Below are 16089 nucleotides of genomic sequence, written 5' to 3' on the forward strand. Positions count from 1 at the left end.
ATCGACGGGATTCGGACGGGGGCACCAAAATTTCCTCGTTCAGCAGTCGCAGGCGATGCCATTCGCCGGGGCGGTGAGCGGGTCCACGCGGTGGCGGGTGACGCCTGACGCGGTCTCCACCGGGAAGCCTTCCCTGGCCCAATACTCGAAGCCGCCCAGCATTTCCTTGACCTGGTAGCCGAGCTTGGCGAATTCCAGCGCCGCCCGGGTGGCGCCGTTGCAGCCTGGCCCCCAGCAGTACGTCACCACTGACGCGTCCCTGGGGATCGTCGTGGGCGCGCGGGTGGCGATCTCGGCGGTGGGGAGATGGACGGCGCCCTGGATGTGGCCCTGGTCCCAGCTCTCCTTGCTGCGGGAGTCGATCAGGACGATGGCCTGGGTGGCCAGGTCGGTGGCCACGTCGGAGACGTCGGTCTCGAAGGCCAGGCGGGCGGAGTAGTGGGCCACGGCGGCTGCGGTTCCTGACATTTCATCCCCTCGTACGGCGAGCTGATGCGACAGATGTTGCCAGTCGGCCAGGAGGCTAGATAGTGGCGTGAAAGCCCACTATCGTTAACATTCCGCCACCCCCGGAGAGAGGTCCGATACCCGCAGGCGATTTGTCGGGTGCGACCGCTATTGTCAGGGGCTATGACATCGAACGCCCCTGGCCACCGCTCTCCGCTCCTCGTCTGGGGCGCACTGGTCATCGTCTATGTGGTCTGGGGATCGACGTACCTCGGCATCAAGATCACCGTCGAGACCGTGCCGCCGATGCTCAGCGGGGCACTGCGGTTCGTGACGGCGGCGCTGATCCTCGGCGGGGTGCTGATCGCCCGCAAGGGCTGGGCTCCGTTCCGGATGACCCGGGCCCAGTTCGGCGGCGCCGCGCTGGTGGGGCTGCTGCTCCTGACCACGGGCAACGGCATGCTGGCCATAGCGGAGCAGCATGTGTCCAGCGGGCTGGCCGCGCTGCTCGTGGCCTCCGTGCCGCTCTGGCTGGTGGTGTTCCGGATCGTGGTCAGGGACCGGCCGAAGGTGCTGACGCTGGCCGGCGTGCTGGTCGGGTTCGGCGGCGTGGCGGCCCTGTCGCTGAACGGCGGCGGCGGGCCGACGAGCACCACCGGGATCGTGGTGGTGCTGGCGGCGTCGCTGTCGTGGTCGGTCGGGTCGTTCCTGTCGGCCCGGATCCCGATGCCGGCCAACCCGTTCGCGGCCAGCACGATCGAGATGCTGGTCGGTGGAGCCGGGCTGGCCGTCACGGGGACGTCGTTGGGCGAACGGCTCGACATCGCGGCCATCTCCGGGCGATCGCTGACCGCGCTGGTCTACCTGATCCTGGTCGGGTCGCTGGTCGGATTCACCGCCTTCACCTGGCTGCTCGCCAACGCGCCGATCTCGCTGGTGTCGACCTACGCGTACGTGAACCCCGCTGTGGCGGTGGTCCTCGGCGCGCTCATCGTGAACGAGCACGTGAGCTCCCAGATCGTGCTGGGCGGGGTGGTGATCCTGCTGGGCGTCGCCCTCGTGGTGTCCACGGAGCGACGGCCCAAAGCAGCACAACACCCCACGCCGGAAGAGGTCAGGGTCTAGAGGGCGTTGAGGATCGGCACGAGGTATTCCTCCTCGTAGTCGAGGTGCGCCTCGAGCTCGGTCGTGAGCCGGTCCACCTCCGTGAGCACCCGCTCGGCGGCCACCTCCGGCTCGCTGTCCGCCAGGAGCCGCTGGAGCTCGCCGAGGAGCCGGGCGACGGTCCCGTGCTCTTCCCGCAGCCGGTCCATGACCGGGCCGAGCTCGGGATACTGCCCCTCGACCCCCGGGAACATCCGCGCGTCCTCGATGGTGTGATGGTGATGGAGACCCTGGCACAGGGTCAGGCAGTTGATGCGCAACTGCACCCCCAGCCCGCCGGTCCCGGACGCGGCGACCTCCTTGCGGATCAGCCGCAGCTCCCGGCGGAACGCGTCGTGGACCGCCACCAACATGTCACCTCCTCGGCCGGCGTTCGGACCGCCGCCGAGGGGGGTCAGCGCGACCACGGGGATGACCCGGCTCGTCTTCTCCTGGTAGGCGGCCCAGCCCGGATCCATCTCGACCGCACGGGCGAAGGCGCTGTCGCGCTCCTCGCCTTCCAGGACGACCGCCTCCGCCTGGTAGGTGAAGACGCCGTCCTCCACCTTCACCTTCGGCTCGGCGAGCAGGTTGTGGTACCAGGCCGGGTGCCTGGGCGACCCGCCGGCGGAGGCGATGATCAGCATCCGCCCGCCGCCGTCCGGCAGGTAGCCGACGGGGGTGGTGTGGCTGGCTCCGGTGCGGGCGCCTGTGGTCGTCAGCAGGAGCAACCGGGCGCCGTCGAACATGGCGACCTGTCCCTGGTTGGCGCGGAACTCGTCGATGATCTGCTGATTGAAGTCTTGGGGCATGCTCTGCTTGCTCTCCAGATGTGAAAGTGACGGGGTTGGCCATGCGGGGGCGCACGGCACGCCGTACCGGCCTCGGGCGGAGAGCCTCGATGAGCACGCGGAAAGGGGACGGTCAGGCGATCGCCGGACCGTCGGGCAGCACAGGATTTCGCGTGCGGCGGTGATGCGGGGCAGCGGCAGGGGCCGGAGCAGGGGCACCACCGGGCGCGGGGACGACGCGCGGGCGCGCGATCAGATCAGGCGCTGCCTGTGAAGTGAGAAGTCACGACATCATCCCCTACAACCGGTGCCTCCATGCCGCCGGCGTCCTCCGGCCGACGACACGCGACAAGAGGCCCATTAGAGGGCCTAACCGCACAGACTGTCAACTCGCCTTGAAGGCCGCCGCAGCCGCGAGGAACACGTCGTTCGCCTCAGGATCGCCGATCGACACACGGGCGCCCTCACCCGCGAACGGCCGCACCGCCACGCCCTCGGCCGCGCACGCCGCCGCGAAGTCGAGCGTGCGGTCGCCGAGGCGCAGCCAGACGAAGTTGGCCTCGGTCAGAGGAACGGTCCAGCCCTGGGCGATGAGCGACTCGCGGACCCGGGTCCGCTCCTTGACCACCGTGTCGACCCGCTCCAGCAACTCGTCCTCCGCGCGCAGGGAGGCGATCGCGGCGATCTGCGCGAGGTGGTTGACGGCGAACGGGATGATCGTCTTCCGTACGGCCGACGCCACCGCTTCGTGCCCCACCAGGTAACCGACCCGCAGCCCCGCCAGCCCGTACGCCTTGGAGAAGGTCCGCAGGACGCAGACGTTGGGCCGGTCGCGGTAGAGGGTGAGGCCGTCGGGCACGTCCTCATCGCGCACGTACTCGCGGTAGGCCTCGTCCAGCACCACCAGCACGTCGTCGGGCACCCGGTCGAGGAAGGCCAGCAGCTCGGCCTCGCGGATCGCGGTGCTGGTGGGATTGTTGGGATTGCAGACGAGGATCATGCGCGTCCGGTCGTTGATCGCCTCGGCCATGGCGTCCAGGTCGTGGTCCTCACCGGCCAGCGGCACCCTGACGGACTTCACCCCGGCCAGGTCGGCCAGCAGCGGGTAGGCCTCGAACGACCGCCACGCGTAGATCACCTCACCGCCCGGCTCCCCCACGGCCTCGAACAGCTGCTGCGCCACGGTGACGGACCCCGCGCCGAGCGCGATGTGCTCCGCCGGCACCCCGAACCGCTCCGCGATGGCCTCCGTCAACTTGACCGCCCCCGGGTCGGGGTAGCGGTTGACCTGCCGTGCCCCTTCGGCGATCGCCTCGACCACGGACGGCAGCGGGTCGTAGGGCGACTCGTTGGAGGAGAGCTTGTACGAGCGGCCGTCAGCGGAGGTCACGGCCTTGCCCGGCTTGTACGCCGGCATGGTGTCCAGAATCGAACGGAAACGAGGCATGGCCTCACCTTAAAAGAAGCCGCCCGGCAAGACAGCACCGGGAGGTCCGGTCGTCACTCCTTCAGGGAGCGCAGCATCGGGGGGTGGAGGAGTTCGGCGGGGCCGCGGCGGTGGAGTTTGGCCGGGCGGCCGCCGTCGCGGGTGGTGGTGGCGCCGGTCTCCACCAGGAAGCCCTCCGCCTTGGTGACCTTGCGGTGGAAGTTGCGGGGGTCCAGGGGGCGGCCCCAGACGATCTCGTACACGCGCCGCAGGTCCGCCACCGTGAACTCCGGGGGGCAGAAGGCGGCGCCCAGCGAGGTGTATTCCAGCTTCGCCCGGGCCCGCTCGATGCCGTCCTGCATGATGCGGCGGTGGTCGAAGGCCATCACCGACAGGGTGTCGACGGGCTGCCAGCTCATGTGGGCCTTCTCCGAGGCCGGGAGGTCCGGGGCGAGGCCCAGGTAGGCGACGCTGACCACGCGCTGGCGGGGGTCGCGGTCCGGGTAGCCGTACGTCTGGAGCTGCTCCAGGTGCACCGGAGCGCCGGGGAGGCCGGCGCGTTCGTCCAGGATGCGCTGGGCCGCCGCTGGAAGGTCCTCATCGAGCTGGATGAAGCCGCCGGGCAGCGACCAGCGGCGTAGGAAGGGTGGATTGTCCCGGCGCCACACGAGCGCGCTCAGGGCCTGGCAGCGTACGGTGAGCACGACCAGGTCGACGCTGACCGGGATGCTCGGGACCATGGCAGGCACGTTACACGCCGGGCGGTCCGAGGCGTTCGAAGCGCCGATAGCGGTCACGCCACAATGCGGACGTGGAGCGGCTCGGTGGTGGCCTTGCCCGAAGGCAGCTTCACGCCGATCTTGACCCATTCGTCCGGCGGCACCTGGGTCCAGTCGAACGGCACCCAGGCCGTCTGCATGCCTTCCGGCAGGTCCTCCAGCGGGTCCTCGTCCAGCCAGCCCACCGCGGAGACCACCAGTTCCTTCAGCTCGTCCCCGTACTGGACGGTGATCGTGCCGTCCTTGAGGTGGTAGCCGCGCACCTCTATGCCGTCCTGGATGTCGCGGGAGCGCCGGATGGCGTCCACCGCGATCGGCCGCTGCCAGTCCTTGATGATCTCCGTCTCCAGCGAGGGGGAGCCGCAGGTCATGAAATCGCTCCACATGTAGGAGACGATTTTCTGGACGTAGCGGCCGGCCATCGTGACGGCCTGGTCGAGGCGTTCCTTGTCCGTCTTGCCGCGGGTGCCCTGCGGGGCGCACGGTTGGTCGCCCGAGGGCTCGAACGCCTCGACGTTCGCCCAGAGCTGCACGTCGTAGCCCGCCTGGAGCATCTGGTCGCGGGCCACGGACATCTCGCGGTAGTAGTCGCGCGTCGAGCCGTGGTAGGCCGTGCCGTACGTGGTCTCGCCTACGACGGGGCGCAGCCGCTCGTCGACCTCGGTCTCGCGCTGGTCGGGCCAGAACAGGCCGACCTTGCCCGTGCCGCGGCTGTCCTGCGGCGCGATGATGCCCACCCCGGTCTTGGCCAGCGCCACGAACGCCGCGGCCACCTGCTTGGGCGTCTGCCCGAAGGGGACGCGCTTGCGGGCGTCGAGGTAGGGGCTGATAAGGATGGGTTTGCCGGGCAGTTCCTGCTCCACGATCTGGTGCTGCTCGGCGTACACCGTGAGCGTGGGGTTGTCGGCGAGGGTGTCGGCCATCTGCACCTCGAACGGCTGGTAGACGCCGCCGAGCGAGGCGCGGTCGGCGAAGCGCGCGCCATAGTCCTGCAGGATGCGGCGGGTCAGCGTCCTGAGCGTGTCCATGTGCTTCTCGTTGGCCCTGGTCGGCGTCTTGGGGTCGCGCGGCGCGAGCGGCAGCGCCGGGAAGACCTGCACACCGAACTGCTCGCCGAGATCGAGGAGCTGCGTCAGGCTGTCGGTGTCCGAGCCGGCGACGAGGATCATGTCGTACGGCTTGGGCTTGGTGAAGTCACAGGTGGAGTCGTCGGAGCCGCCGTCCATCGGCGTGAGCATGCGGAAGTACACCCGCTTGCCTACGGTGATCTTGCGTTCCATCTGGGGGCAGCGGAACAGGCCGGGCCCGAACGACTCGTCGGTGCGGTAGGCGTACGTGCGGGAGACCCGGTTCTTCGGGTTCACCTTCTGCAGATCGCGTTCGGCCGCGTCACGGCAGCTCAGGCCGTCTTCCACACAGTCCTTGTAGAGCGGGTCGAGCTGGCCGTCCTTGGTCTGCACGCGGCCCTCGTCGTCGGTGGTGCGGAACTGCAGGCCGTAGCCGATCCTGATGACCGTGTCGCCGCCGAGGTTGTGGATGTCCTCCAGCTGGTGGCGCCAGGTACAGCGGTTCGACTTGGGGGTGATCCAGTAGCCGGTGACGGCGTACGGGGCCTTCTCCTTGGTCTCGAACGTTCCACAATCGTCGGTGATCTCGCTCACCTTCGGCGTGGGCTCAGTGCGGGTCGGCGTCGCCTTGACCTGCTGGCTGGCCTTCTTGGGCGGTTCGTCGTTGGGCAGCACGACGATCACCGCCGCGACGGCGGCCAGTATCGCAGCGCCGAGGAGCACGAGGAGCCAGCGCACGTGAGGAACCTACCGCCCTAGTGATCTGCCGAAGATAAACCGCTCGCTAGTTCTTGACGCCGGCCCACGATTCGAGCTGGGCCACGAACCTCTTGGCCGAGTTGGGCCAGTGGTGGTTCGCCCGGGCCGCCGCGTAGCCGCGCGCGCCCTGCGCCCGCCGCTCCCGCACGTCGTCCCTCAGCGTCAGCACGGCCTGCGCCACGGCCTTCGGGTCCTCCCACGGTACGACGACGCCGCTGTCGTACCGCTCGACCAGCTCGACCGCGCGCGGGGACGGCGTCGTGATGACCGGGATGCCGTGGGCCATGTACTCGACGATCTTCGTCGGCATCGAGTGGCGGTAGTTCGGCTCGTCGTGCAGCAGGGAGAGCCCGGCCAGCGCGCCGTCGAGCCGCTTCAGCGCCTCGTCGTTCGGCATGAAGTCGCGCCACTCCAGCAGGCCCTCCGTGACGGCCTGGTTGAGCACCGGACGGCTCTGCGGGTCGGCGTAGCCGATCAGCTCCACCGCCACCCGGTACGGCTGGAGCAACCGGGCCACCTCGACGGCGTCCATCACGCCCCGTGCCCTGGACAGCCAGCCCAGGTACACCACCCGGTCGTCGCCGGGCGGCGTGACCGAGTCGGGCACCCAGGTCTCGTTCGGCACGATCAGGTGGGCGTGCTTGAACCGGCCCGCGTAGGCCGTCTCGGCCAGCAGCAGGTGCAGGTGGCGCTCCGCCATGCTCTCCAGCATCCGGGCGAGGAACCGCATCGGGGGACGCAGCGGCGACGGCAGCCACGGCTTGAGCGAGAGCGTCGCCGGGGTGTCCTCGTGCACGTCCCAGACCACGGGCGGGCGGTTGCGCACGCCCCAGATCGCGAACAGCAGCTCGGGGTCGTGCACCACCACGAGATCGACCTTGCGCCGCATGCGCTTGAACAGCTTGCGGGCGGCCCAGACCGCGGCCACGCGCTTACGCTGCGCGGCCCTGGGCAGATCGACGCCGTTGACCCAGGGACGGGGGACGACCCCGTGGGCGGTGAACGAGGCGGCATACGTGACCTCATGACCGGCATCCACGAGGGCACGAATCTGCCTGTGCAGAATCCTCGCGTCCTCGGGGTTATGCACCACCGTCATGACGAGCACGTGCACTGCGCGCAACCCTCCGTCGCTACAGCCGCTCGACGCGTTCACCCTCGGTGAGAACACCGCGGGTGTCGAGCACGAGCCTGGCCTTCGCCTCGACCATGTCGAGGTCGAACGCGGCGTGCTGCTGCAGCAGCAGCGTCACGTCGGCGTCGACCACGGCCTCGGCCAGATCCTCTTCCCGTGGCACCGGGGTGCCGTCAACTGACCACTCCAGAACATACGGGTCGATGAACGAGAGCTCGGCGCCCAGTTCCAGCAGCGCACGCGCCACCGGCAGGGCCGGGGTCTCCCGATCGTCGGCGATGTCCGGCTTGTAAGTCACGCCGAGCATAACCACCTTGGCGCCATTTACGGCCTTTTTATGCCTGTTGAGCAGACGCTGTACCCGTGCCACCACATAGGACGGCATCCGCTCGTTGATCTCCTGGGCCAGCTCGACGAACCTGAACGGGTAGCCGAGCTTGCGCACCGTGTAGGACAGGTACGACGGGTCGACGGGGATGCAGTGACCGCCGACACCGGGACCGGGCAGGAACTTCTGGAAGCCGAACGGCTTGGTGGCCGCGGCCTCGATCGACTCCCACAGGTCGATCCCGAGCTCGTCGCAGAAGATCGCCATCTCGTTGACGAGGGCGATGTTGACGTGCCGGTAGGTGTTCTCCAGCAGCTTGGCCATCTCGGCCTCGCGAGTGCCGCTGACCGGCACGACCTGCTCGATGAACTGGCCGTAGAACGCCGTCGCGCGGTCGCGGCAGGTGTCCGTGTAGCCCCCGACCACCTTGGGCGTGTTGCGCAGCCCGAACTTGGGGTTGCCCGGGTCGATCCGCTCGGGCGAGAAGGCCAGGTGGAAGTCTTCCCCTGCCACCAGGCCCGAGCCCTCCAGGATCGGGCGGGCCACCTCGTCGGTGGTGCCCGGCCACGTCGTGGACTCGAGCACGACCAGCGTGCCCTTGCTCAGGTTGCGCGCGACCGTACCGGTGGCGCCCTCGACGGAGGACAGGTCCGGGCGGTGGTCCTCGTCCAGCGGGGTGGGCACGCAGATGACGATCGTGTTGCTCCGGGCCAGCACGGATTCGTCGAGTGTGGCGCTGAACCCGTTGGCCAGCATGTGCTCGAGGTCGGCGTCGGTCAGGTCATCGATGTAGGACTGTCCGGCGTTGAGCGCCTCGACCTTGCGGGGGTCGACGTCCACGCCGACGACCCGCAGACCGGCGGCGACCGCCTCCTTGGCAAGAGGCATGCCGACGTAGCCCAGACCGATGACAGCCAAGTCGATTTCTGTCACAGCTGTGCCTTAGGGAGCCGGAAACAACACTTCATGGTCGCAAAGGTTATCTCAAGTCCACCTAGCTCACGCCTAATGCGACCGAACCCGTCAGAACAGACAGCCAATTCCAAGGTCATGATTCGGCAATGGAACGGTAAAGAGCCTGGTAGGTTTCGGCAACGCGACCCCAAGTACGCTTGGCGGCCACCTCGGCCCGGCCCGCCTCACCCATCGCCGCACGCCTGGCCGGGTCCTCCCTGAGGCCGGCGAGCGCCTTGGCCAGCGCGGCCGGATCGCCCGGCGGCACCAGCATCCCGGCGCCGTCAGAACCGACCAGCTCGGACAGCGCGGGCAGGTCGCTGAGCACGACCGGCTTGCCGAGCGCCATCGCCTCGACGGGCTTCAGCGGCGTGACGAGCCTGGTCACCCGCAGGTCCTCGCGCGGGCAGGAGAAGATGTCGATGGCCGCCTGAGCCTGCAGGGCCTCGTCGGGGCCCACCCGTCCCGGCAGGAGCGCGTTCGTCAGCCCCAGCTCCTCGACCAACTCCAGCAGGGCCGGACGCTCGGTACCGTCGCCCACGATGAGCACCCGCACCGGCGAGCCCTCGTCGCGCAGCAGCGCCGCGGCCCGCAGCAGCGTCGCGAACCCCTCGTAGCCCACGATGCTGGACACCGAGCCGACGACGATCTCGTCCCTCGCGATGCCCATCGCCGACCTGAACGTCTCGCCGTCGTAGGAGGCCGTGAGCAGCGAGTCGTCGACCGCGTTGGGTGCCAGGAAGATCCGCTCCCTGGGCACGCCCCGCTCGACGATCTCCGTGGCCATGGTCTCGGCCAGCGTGACGACCGCGTCGGCCTCGCGCATCAGGAACGCCTCGCGCTCGCGCTGGAGCACGTGCCGCTGGCTGCCGATCCGGCCGGGGTCGCGGGAGGCCCAGGTCTCCTCCAGGAAGCCGCGGACCTCGTAGACGAACGGCGTGCCCGTCCGGTCGCGTACGGCGTGCGCGATGGAGCCGTTGCGGTGGTCGGTGGCGGCGTGCAGGACCTGGGGCCGGAGCTCCTTGACGAGCTTGGTGACCCCCTCGGCGCCCCTGATGATCCGCCCCTGGGTCTCGAACGGCATCTCACCGTGCCCGTCGGGCAGCAGCCGGTGGTAGGGGATACCCTCGAGCTCCTCGAACGGCGCCGCGTCGGCGTGCCCCTGCAGCATCGGCCAGCCCCAGCTGGTCACCACGTGCGGATCGAGGCCCTTGGCCTGCTGCGCCGTGACGATGCGGTGCGTACGGACCGTGTAGCCGGCCTGCGTGTACGGCAGGGCGTTGGTGACGCAGTGCAGGACCCGCCCGGCCACCCGGTCCACGACGGCCACCTTGGGGCCAGGCGGGATCGGGTCAGGGCTGATCGCGGCCAGCTCACCCCGGTAGTAGGCGGCCCTGCGCTTGACGAAGGGGTATTTGGTGTGCGCTTCGAGCACGGCCGCGGCCTCGGTGATCCGGCCCTGGTCCCAGTGCTCCTTGGCCTCGTTCCACGGCCCCTTGAGCACCCGCATGCTGAACTTGCGGACCGCGCGCCTGGCCCGGCGGGCGACCGGCCAGGCGACCTTGCCCACGACAGGGCGGAGCGCCGGCGGGAGGGACTCGGCCGCCGCCTGCGCGACGCGCACCGGATCGGCCTTCACCTTCGTCATGACGACGCGGGAGACGATGATCGGATGCTGTACGAAGCCCTTGAGAAGGCCGCCGACACCGGCACGAGCGGACTTGGCGGATACCTTGCCGTTAGGTCTGGGAGAGTCTTCACGACTGGCGTCGGATGCCACGCGGTGACCGTACCATAGGCAGCGTTTTTTCCCTTCCGCTATGAAAGGCGAGGTCAATGAGGGAGAACCCCCTGGTCCTGCACGTTCTGGGCGCCCGTCCCAACTTCGTGAAAGCGGCCCCGGTGGTGCGAGCACTCGGTGAACTCGGCGTGCGGCAGGGCATCATTCACACCGGTCAGCACTACGACGCGCTGATGTCCGACGTGTTCTTCGCCGATCTGGGGCTCCCGGAGCCGGTGGCCAATCTCGGGGTCGGCTCGGGCAGTCACGCGAAGCAGACCGCGGCGCTCCTCGTCGGTCTGGAGGAGGTCGTCCTCGAGCACGATCCCGACCTGGTGGTGGTCTACGGCGACGTGAACTCCACGCTGGCCGCGATCCTGGTCTGCGCCAAGCTGGGGATCCCCACCGCGCACGTCGAGGCGGGCCTGCGCTCGTTCGACCGGGGCATGCCGGAGGAGGTCAACAGGATCGTCACCGACTCCCTGTCGGACCTGCTCTTCGCCACCTCGCCCGACGCGCTGTCGCATCTGGCGGCCGAGGGCGTGCCCGCCGGCAAGGTGCACCTGGTGGGCAACCCCATGATCGACAGCCTCTTCTCCGCGCTGCCCGCACTGGACCCGGCGCCCGTGGTGGCGCGGCTGGACATACCGGCTCGTTATGCCGTGGCGACCCTGCACCGCCCGGCGAACGTGGACACCCCAGAGGCCGCCAAGGAGCTGGTCTCGGCCGTGCTGGACGTCGCCCGCCAGATCCCGATCGTGGTGCCGATCCACCCCAGGGGACGCACCCGGCTGGCCGAGGCGGGCCTGGTCGACGGCCCCTCGGTCAAGGTCATCGAGCCGCTGGGCTACGTGGACTTCCTCTCGCTCGTCCGGGGGGCCGCGCTGGTGGTCACCGACTCGGGCGGCGTGCAGGAGGAGACGACGATGCTGGGCGTGCCGTGCCTGACGGTCCGGCCCAACACCGAGCGGCCGATCACGATCACCCACGGCACGAACCGCCTCGTCACCCCGGCCCTGCTGCCGGCCGCCGCCGGGAAGGCCCTGTCCGACGGGGCCGCGACGCCGTCGGGCGAGCTGCCGCCGCTGTGGGACGGCGCCGCCGGGCCGCGCATCGCCCGCGTCATCTCGGCCTGGCTCAAGGGGGACAACCTGTCGCCGGCCGCACAGGGTGTGCGTTCCGAATAAGCCCCTCATTCCGTACGGTCTCCGCCGTACCATGACATACCTCCGCTAAGCGATAAGGCGTATCTCCATGGCCGAAACCCCCGAAGAGCCCACGTACCAGCGACTCGGTCCGGTGAACTGGCTGCCCGAGGAGCGCAAGCTCATCGAGCGCTACGAGGCGGAGGTCAGGGAGCTGCGCCGCAGGCTGGAGATAGCTGAGGCCAAGGCCGCCTACGCCAACTGGAAGCTGGAGGCCACCCAGGCCAAGCGCACCTTCAAACTGGGCGAGGCGCTGGGTTCGAAGAGCCCGGGCAAGGTGCTGGAGGCGGTCAGGTCCAAGGACCGGGCACCCAAGGCACCGATCCCGGTCACCTTGGCCGTCGCGGCGGCCAACCACCGGCCGCCGCTGGTCGAGGTGCCGACGGTGAAGTGGCCGACCGGGCCGGTGAACCGGCCCGACCTCAAGGTGGCCGTCATCCTGGACGACTTCTCGAGGATGGCGTTCAGGTACGAGTGGGACCAGATCGAGTTCGGGCTCAAGGACTGGCCGGCGATCTTCGCGGAGAAGCGGCCTGACCTGCTGTTCTGCGAGTCGGCCTGGCATGGGAACCAGGGCCGCTGGCGCTACCAGATGACCGGGACGAACGCCCCCAAGGACCCGCTGCGCGATCTCGTGGCGTGGTGCAAGGCCGAAGGGATCCCGACGGTCTTCTGGAACAAGGAGGACCCGCCGAACTTCGAGTTCTTCATCGACACGGCCCGGCTGTTCGACTACGTGTTCACCTGCGACGGTGACATGCTGCCGAAATATCGTGAAACTCTGGGCCACGATCGGGTGGACGTGCTCCAGTTCGCCGCCCAGCCGCGCGTGCACAACCCGATCCAGCAGCGGCAGGGCCGCCTGCACGACGTCGTCTTCGCCGGCATGTACTTCCGCGACAAGCATCCCGAACGCCGTGAGCAGATGGAGACGGTCGTCGACCCGATCCGCGAGCTGGGCCTGCACATCTTCGCCCGCAACGGCGAGGTCGACGAGAAGTACGCCTGGCCGGAGAAGTACCGTCCGCACATCGTGGGCGAGCTGCCCTATGACCAGATGCTCGCGGCCTACCGCATGTACAAGGTCTTCCTCAACGTCAACTCGGTGCTCGACTCGCCCACGATGTGCGCGCGCCGCGTGTTCGAGCTGTCGGCCTGCTCGACGCCGGTCGTCTCGGGCTGGTCCCGGGCGATCGAGGAGACGTTCGGCGAACTGCTGCCGATCGCCCGCGAGCCGGTCGAGTCGTACAACCAGGTGCTGCACCTGATCAACAGCCCGGAGCTGCGGGCCCGGATGGGGCACCTGGCGATGCGCGAGGTGTTCGACAAGCACCTGTTCACGCACCGGGTGGACCAGATACTCCAGTTCCTCGGGCAGCCTGTCACGGCGCGGCCCCGGTCGATCTCCGTGGTGCTGCCGACCAACCGGGCGGCGCAGATCGAGCACGCGATCTCCTCGGTGGCCAAGCAGATCCACCGGCCGCTGCAGCTCGTCATGGTCCTGCACGGCCTGGACATCGACCCGGTGGTGGTGGCCGACAAGGCCCGCATGGCGGGCATCTCCGACGTCGTCGTGCTGCCCGCCTCGGCCGAACTGTCGCTGGGCGCCTGCATGAACCTGGGCATCTCCGCCGCCGACGGCGACCTGATCGCCAAGATGGACGACGACAACCTGTACGGCGAGCACTACCTGTCGGACCTGGTCAGGTCGTTCGACTACACCGACGCGGAACTCGTCGGCAAGGGCGCCCACTACTCCTACTTCGAGGGCCTCAACACCACCATGCTGCGGCTGCCGGGGCTGGAGCACCGCTACTCCTTCCTCGTGCAGGGCGGGACGTTCCTCGGCAAGGCGGACATGTTCCGGTCGTACGGCTTCGCGGACATCACCCGAGGCGAGGACACGCACCTGGTCCGCAGGCTGAAGGAGGACAGCGTCAAGATCTACTCGGCGGACCGGTTCAACTTCGTCTACTGGCGCAGCGCCGACGCCGCCATGCACACCTGGCAAGCCGACCACATCAAGCTAACTCGCAATGCGCAGTTTTCTTTTGTCGGCCGTCCGGACGCTCACGTGCTTATTTGATCTTCTTTTACGGCCGGCCCGGTGGGCCCCACCCGCCGTACGGGGCTGGGGCCTGTCCAGGGGCACGCTTCTCCGGTGGAGCGGGTTTCCCGCCGTGACGTGCGTCTTCTTGGCCGGTGGAGTTGTCGCCGCTCTCCGTCAGACTGGGTAGTCCTTCAGCTTGATGGCGTTCGCTGCCTTCGTCGTCATGTTGTTCAGCAGGCCGATGAACGCCTTCGTTGTAAGGATCTTGTGGGCAGCGTCGCGGAGGGTGATTCCTCTGCTTGTCTTCGGGGCGAAGAAGCTGCCTGCGTTGCCGGCCACGCGTTGGCAGGCTTTGGCGTAGGGGCGGATGGCCGTCTCATACGCGGCGAAGGCCGCTTCGTGGTCGGCGTTCGTGGCCAGTTCGCCGGCCAGGACGTAGGAGGCGATCAGCGACATGCCCGCGCCCATGCCGCCCATCGTGGCGCCGTAGCCGGCGTCTCCCACCAGGGCCACTCGGCCCTTGGTGAAGTGGTCCATGTGGACCATGCTGATCGAGTCGAAATAGAAAGTGCTCGACTCGTCGAGTGCCTTCAGGAGAGTCGGCATCTCCCAGCCCATTCCTGCGAAGGCGTTCGCCACGCACTGCTTCTGACGGGCGACGTCCCTGTAGTGGTAGGTCAGTGGCTTGGAGGCGAAGACGCAGACGACGTTGGCACCTTCCGGGGTGGCGTCCACCAGGGCGCCCCGGCCGGGCTCGCTGTAGAGGACGGCACGGTTCGCGACGCTCGGGTGGTCCGGCGCGGTGTAGAGGGCCACGTAGTAGTCCGAGGACTTGACGTAGTCGTCCTCGGGGCCGAAGGCGAGGCGTCTGACGTTCGAGTGCAGGCCGTCGGCGCCGATCACCAGGTCGTAGGTGCCCTTCCTGCCGCTGTCGAGGGTGATGTCCACGCCGCCCGCGGTCTCGGTGAGTGTGGCGATCGAGTCGTCGAAGATGTACTCGGCGCGGTCCTTGGTCAGGTTGTACAGCAGGCGGCTCAGGTCGCCCCGGGCGATCTCCACCTCGCCGCCGGTGAACGAGGCGGGCAGGGACACCCTTGTTGCGCCGGTGACGTCGATGATGTCCAGGGGGCCGGGGGTGGTCTGCCAGCGGCGGATCTCCTCCAGGATGCCCATCCGCTTCAGCATGGTCATGTGGGCCTCGCCGCGGAAGTCGACCGCCTGGCCGCCCTCGCGCAGGGCCGGGGCGCGCTCCACGACCGTGACCCGGTGGCCGGCGCGGGTCAGCCAGTAGGCGAGCGCGGGGCCCGCCAGGCTGGCGCCGGAGATCAGGATGTTCTTGCTGTTCATGGGGGTGCTCCCTCGTCGTCGGCTTCCGATGACAGGAAGCCTCGGGGAGGGCGCGCACCGCGCACGCACCGTTCACGCACCGGCCCATTGGTGACCGGTCAGGGCGGTGTCATCGGGTGATGCGGGCGAGGTTCTGGTCGGCCAGGCCGGCGAGTTCGAACAGGTCGGCGGGCGCCACCTGCTGCCCGACGACGAGCATGCTCATGATGACCTTGCCGCGCCGGATGACCACCGAGCCGACCTGCGCGGCCCTGCGGCCGCCCGACGCGGTGGTCAGGTAGGCGCGCGACTCGTCGCCCCGCCTGGGCATGTCCAGCGCGCGCGTGCGGTAGGTCACCCGGGTGCCGTGCACGACGGCCCCGTAGGCGGCGCACTGCGCGGGCAGCGGCGCGGGGAAGGCGGACGCGGGCATCGACACCAGCGCCTGGGTGATCGAGCCCCGGTCGGAGGAGAACGCGACCACGGCGGCGGGCGCGCGGCCGACCTCGGGCCTCGCGGCGTCGAGCTGGGCCGCCCCGGCGCACTCGGGCCGGTCGAGCTTGGCCTGGCGAACGGCGTCGAGCCCCTGCTTGGTGGACTTGAGCGAGCCGAACGCCCCGATCTCCGGCCCGTACGCCAGGCTCATGCCCTTGGGGGTGGGCAGCAGGCCGGCCCGGAGCCTGGCCGCGCCGGGCGCGGGCCGGGACGGGGACGGAGCGGCCGACGGGGGCGCGGACGGCATCGGGGGTGCCTCCACGACCTCATCGGCGGCACATCCCGACATGACCATCATGCTCAGACAAAGGATGGAAAAGGCCTTAAGCATGAATTCTCCACCTCACTCAAGCGACTTACCATAAAACGCTAGAGGAAGTGCGGACTAACGAGCTGAGTAACGG

Annotated in this window: 13 protein-coding genes; 3 read left to right on the plus strand and 10 right to left on the minus strand. The window is 69.0% G+C overall.

Annotation, left to right across the window (positions count from 1 at the left end):
- Positions 1–39: 39 nt before the first annotated feature.
- A complete protein-coding gene (locus tag KME78_RS38915; protein ID WP_219534474.1) occupies positions 40–468 on the minus strand; it encodes a rhodanese-like domain-containing protein in 429 nt (142 codons plus the stop codon).
- A gap of 162 nt (positions 469–630) precedes the next feature.
- On the opposite strand from KME78_RS38915, the gene KME78_RS38920 reads away from it, so the two are divergent.
- Positions 631–1572 (plus strand): EamA family transporter, encoded by a 942-nt coding sequence (locus KME78_RS38920; RefSeq protein ID WP_219534475.1) that lies wholly within the window; start codon positions 631–633, stop codon positions 1570–1572.
- On the opposite strand, the gene KME78_RS38925 is transcribed toward KME78_RS38920, so the two are convergent.
- From KME78_RS38925 to KME78_RS38955, 7 genes are all read right to left on the minus strand, one after another.
- Positions 1569–2402 carry a nitroreductase/quinone reductase family protein gene (locus KME78_RS38925; RefSeq protein ID WP_219534476.1) on the minus strand — a complete coding sequence of 278 codons (834 nt, stop codon included), beginning with the start codon at positions 2400–2402 and terminating at the stop codon, positions 1569–1571. The genes KME78_RS38920 and KME78_RS38925 overlap by 4 nt on opposite strands.
- A 364-nt stretch (positions 2403–2766) precedes the next feature.
- Positions 2767–3828, minus strand: coding sequence for a histidinol-phosphate transaminase (hisC, locus tag KME78_RS38930; protein ID WP_219534477.1), 1062 nt, complete (start codon positions 3826–3828; stop codon positions 2767–2769).
- A gap of 53 nt (positions 3829–3881) precedes the next feature.
- The gene (locus KME78_RS38935) at positions 3882–4547 is read right to left on the minus strand and encodes an NUDIX hydrolase (protein WP_219534478.1); all 666 of its coding nucleotides are present in this window, start codon (positions 4545–4547) and stop codon (positions 3882–3884) included.
- A 53-nt stretch (positions 4548–4600) separates the two neighbouring features.
- A complete protein-coding gene (locus tag KME78_RS38940) occupies positions 4601–6391 on the minus strand; it encodes a DUF4434 domain-containing protein (RefSeq protein ID WP_219534479.1) in 1791 nt (596 codons plus the stop codon).
- 46 nt (positions 6392–6437) lie between these two features.
- Positions 6438–7526, minus strand: coding sequence for a glycosyltransferase (locus KME78_RS38945; protein ID WP_219534625.1), 1089 nt, complete (start codon positions 7524–7526; stop codon positions 6438–6440).
- Between the two features lie 19 nt (positions 7527–7545).
- Positions 7546–8808: a nucleotide sugar dehydrogenase gene (locus KME78_RS38950; RefSeq protein WP_219534480.1), complete on the minus strand. Its 1263-nt coding sequence runs from the start codon at positions 8806–8808 to the stop codon at positions 7546–7548.
- 115 nt (positions 8809–8923) lie between these two features.
- Entirely contained in the window at positions 8924–10609 is a 1686-nt protein-coding gene (locus KME78_RS38955; protein WP_219534481.1) for a glycosyltransferase, read from the minus strand.
- A 56-nt stretch (positions 10610–10665) separates the two neighbouring features.
- Here KME78_RS38955 and wecB point away from each other — a divergent pair, with 56 nt between their 5' ends.
- Together wecB and KME78_RS38965 are read left to right on the plus strand one after the other, a co-directional pair.
- The gene (wecB, locus tag KME78_RS38960) at positions 10666–11796 is read left to right on the plus strand and encodes a non-hydrolyzing UDP-N-acetylglucosamine 2-epimerase (RefSeq protein WP_219534482.1); all 1131 of its coding nucleotides are present in this window, start codon (positions 10666–10668) and stop codon (positions 11794–11796) included.
- Positions 11797–11863: 67 nt separating this feature from the next.
- Complete coding sequence (locus KME78_RS38965; protein ID WP_219534483.1) at positions 11864–13900, plus strand: glycosyltransferase family protein; 2037 nt, start codon at positions 11864–11866, stop codon at positions 13898–13900.
- 138 nt (positions 13901–14038) lie between these two features.
- On the opposite strand, the gene KME78_RS38970 is transcribed toward KME78_RS38965, so the two are convergent.
- Both KME78_RS38970 and KME78_RS38975 read right to left on the minus strand, forming a co-directional pair.
- Entirely contained in the window at positions 14039–15211 is a 1173-nt protein-coding gene (locus KME78_RS38970; protein WP_219534484.1) for an FAD-dependent monooxygenase, read from the minus strand.
- Between the two features lie 109 nt (positions 15212–15320).
- A complete protein-coding gene (locus tag KME78_RS38975) occupies positions 15321–15974 on the minus strand; it encodes a hypothetical protein (RefSeq protein WP_219534485.1) in 654 nt (217 codons plus the stop codon).
- Between the last annotated feature and the right edge of the window lie 115 nt (positions 15975–16089).

Source organism: Nonomuraea guangzhouensis, from assembly GCF_019396345.1.
GTDB classification, from domain to species: domain Bacteria; phylum Actinomycetota; class Actinomycetes; order Streptosporangiales; family Streptosporangiaceae; genus Nonomuraea; species Nonomuraea guangzhouensis.

Bases quoted from the DNA above. Each gene is read 5' to 3' on its own strand.
- KME78_RS38915 (WP_219534474.1), bottom strand. From the start codon at position 468: ATGTCAGGAACCGCAGCCGCCGTGGCCCACTACTCCGCCCGCCTGGCC.
- KME78_RS38920 (WP_219534475.1), top strand. From the start codon at position 631: ATGACATCGAACGCCCCTGGCCACCGCTCTCCGCTCCTCGTCTGGGGC.
- KME78_RS38925 (WP_219534476.1), bottom strand. From the start codon at position 2,402: ATGCCCCAAGACTTCAATCAGCAGATCATCGACGAGTTCCGCGCCAAC.
- hisC (WP_219534477.1), bottom strand. From the start codon at position 3,828: ATGCCTCGTTTCCGTTCGATTCTGGACACCATGCCGGCGTACAAGCCG.
- KME78_RS38935 (WP_219534478.1), bottom strand. From the start codon at position 4,547: ATGGTCCCGAGCATCCCGGTCAGCGTCGACCTGGTCGTGCTCACCGTA.
- wecB (WP_219534482.1), top strand. From the start codon at position 10,666: ATGAGGGAGAACCCCCTGGTCCTGCACGTTCTGGGCGCCCGTCCCAAC.
- KME78_RS38965 (WP_219534483.1), top strand. From the start codon at position 11,864: ATGGCCGAAACCCCCGAAGAGCCCACGTACCAGCGACTCGGTCCGGTG.
- KME78_RS38970 (WP_219534484.1), bottom strand. From the start codon at position 15,211: ATGAACAGCAAGAACATCCTGATCTCCGGCGCCAGCCTGGCGGGCCCC.
- KME78_RS38975 (WP_219534485.1), bottom strand. From the start codon at position 15,974: ATGTCGGGATGTGCCGCCGATGAGGTCGTGGAGGCACCCCCGATGCCG.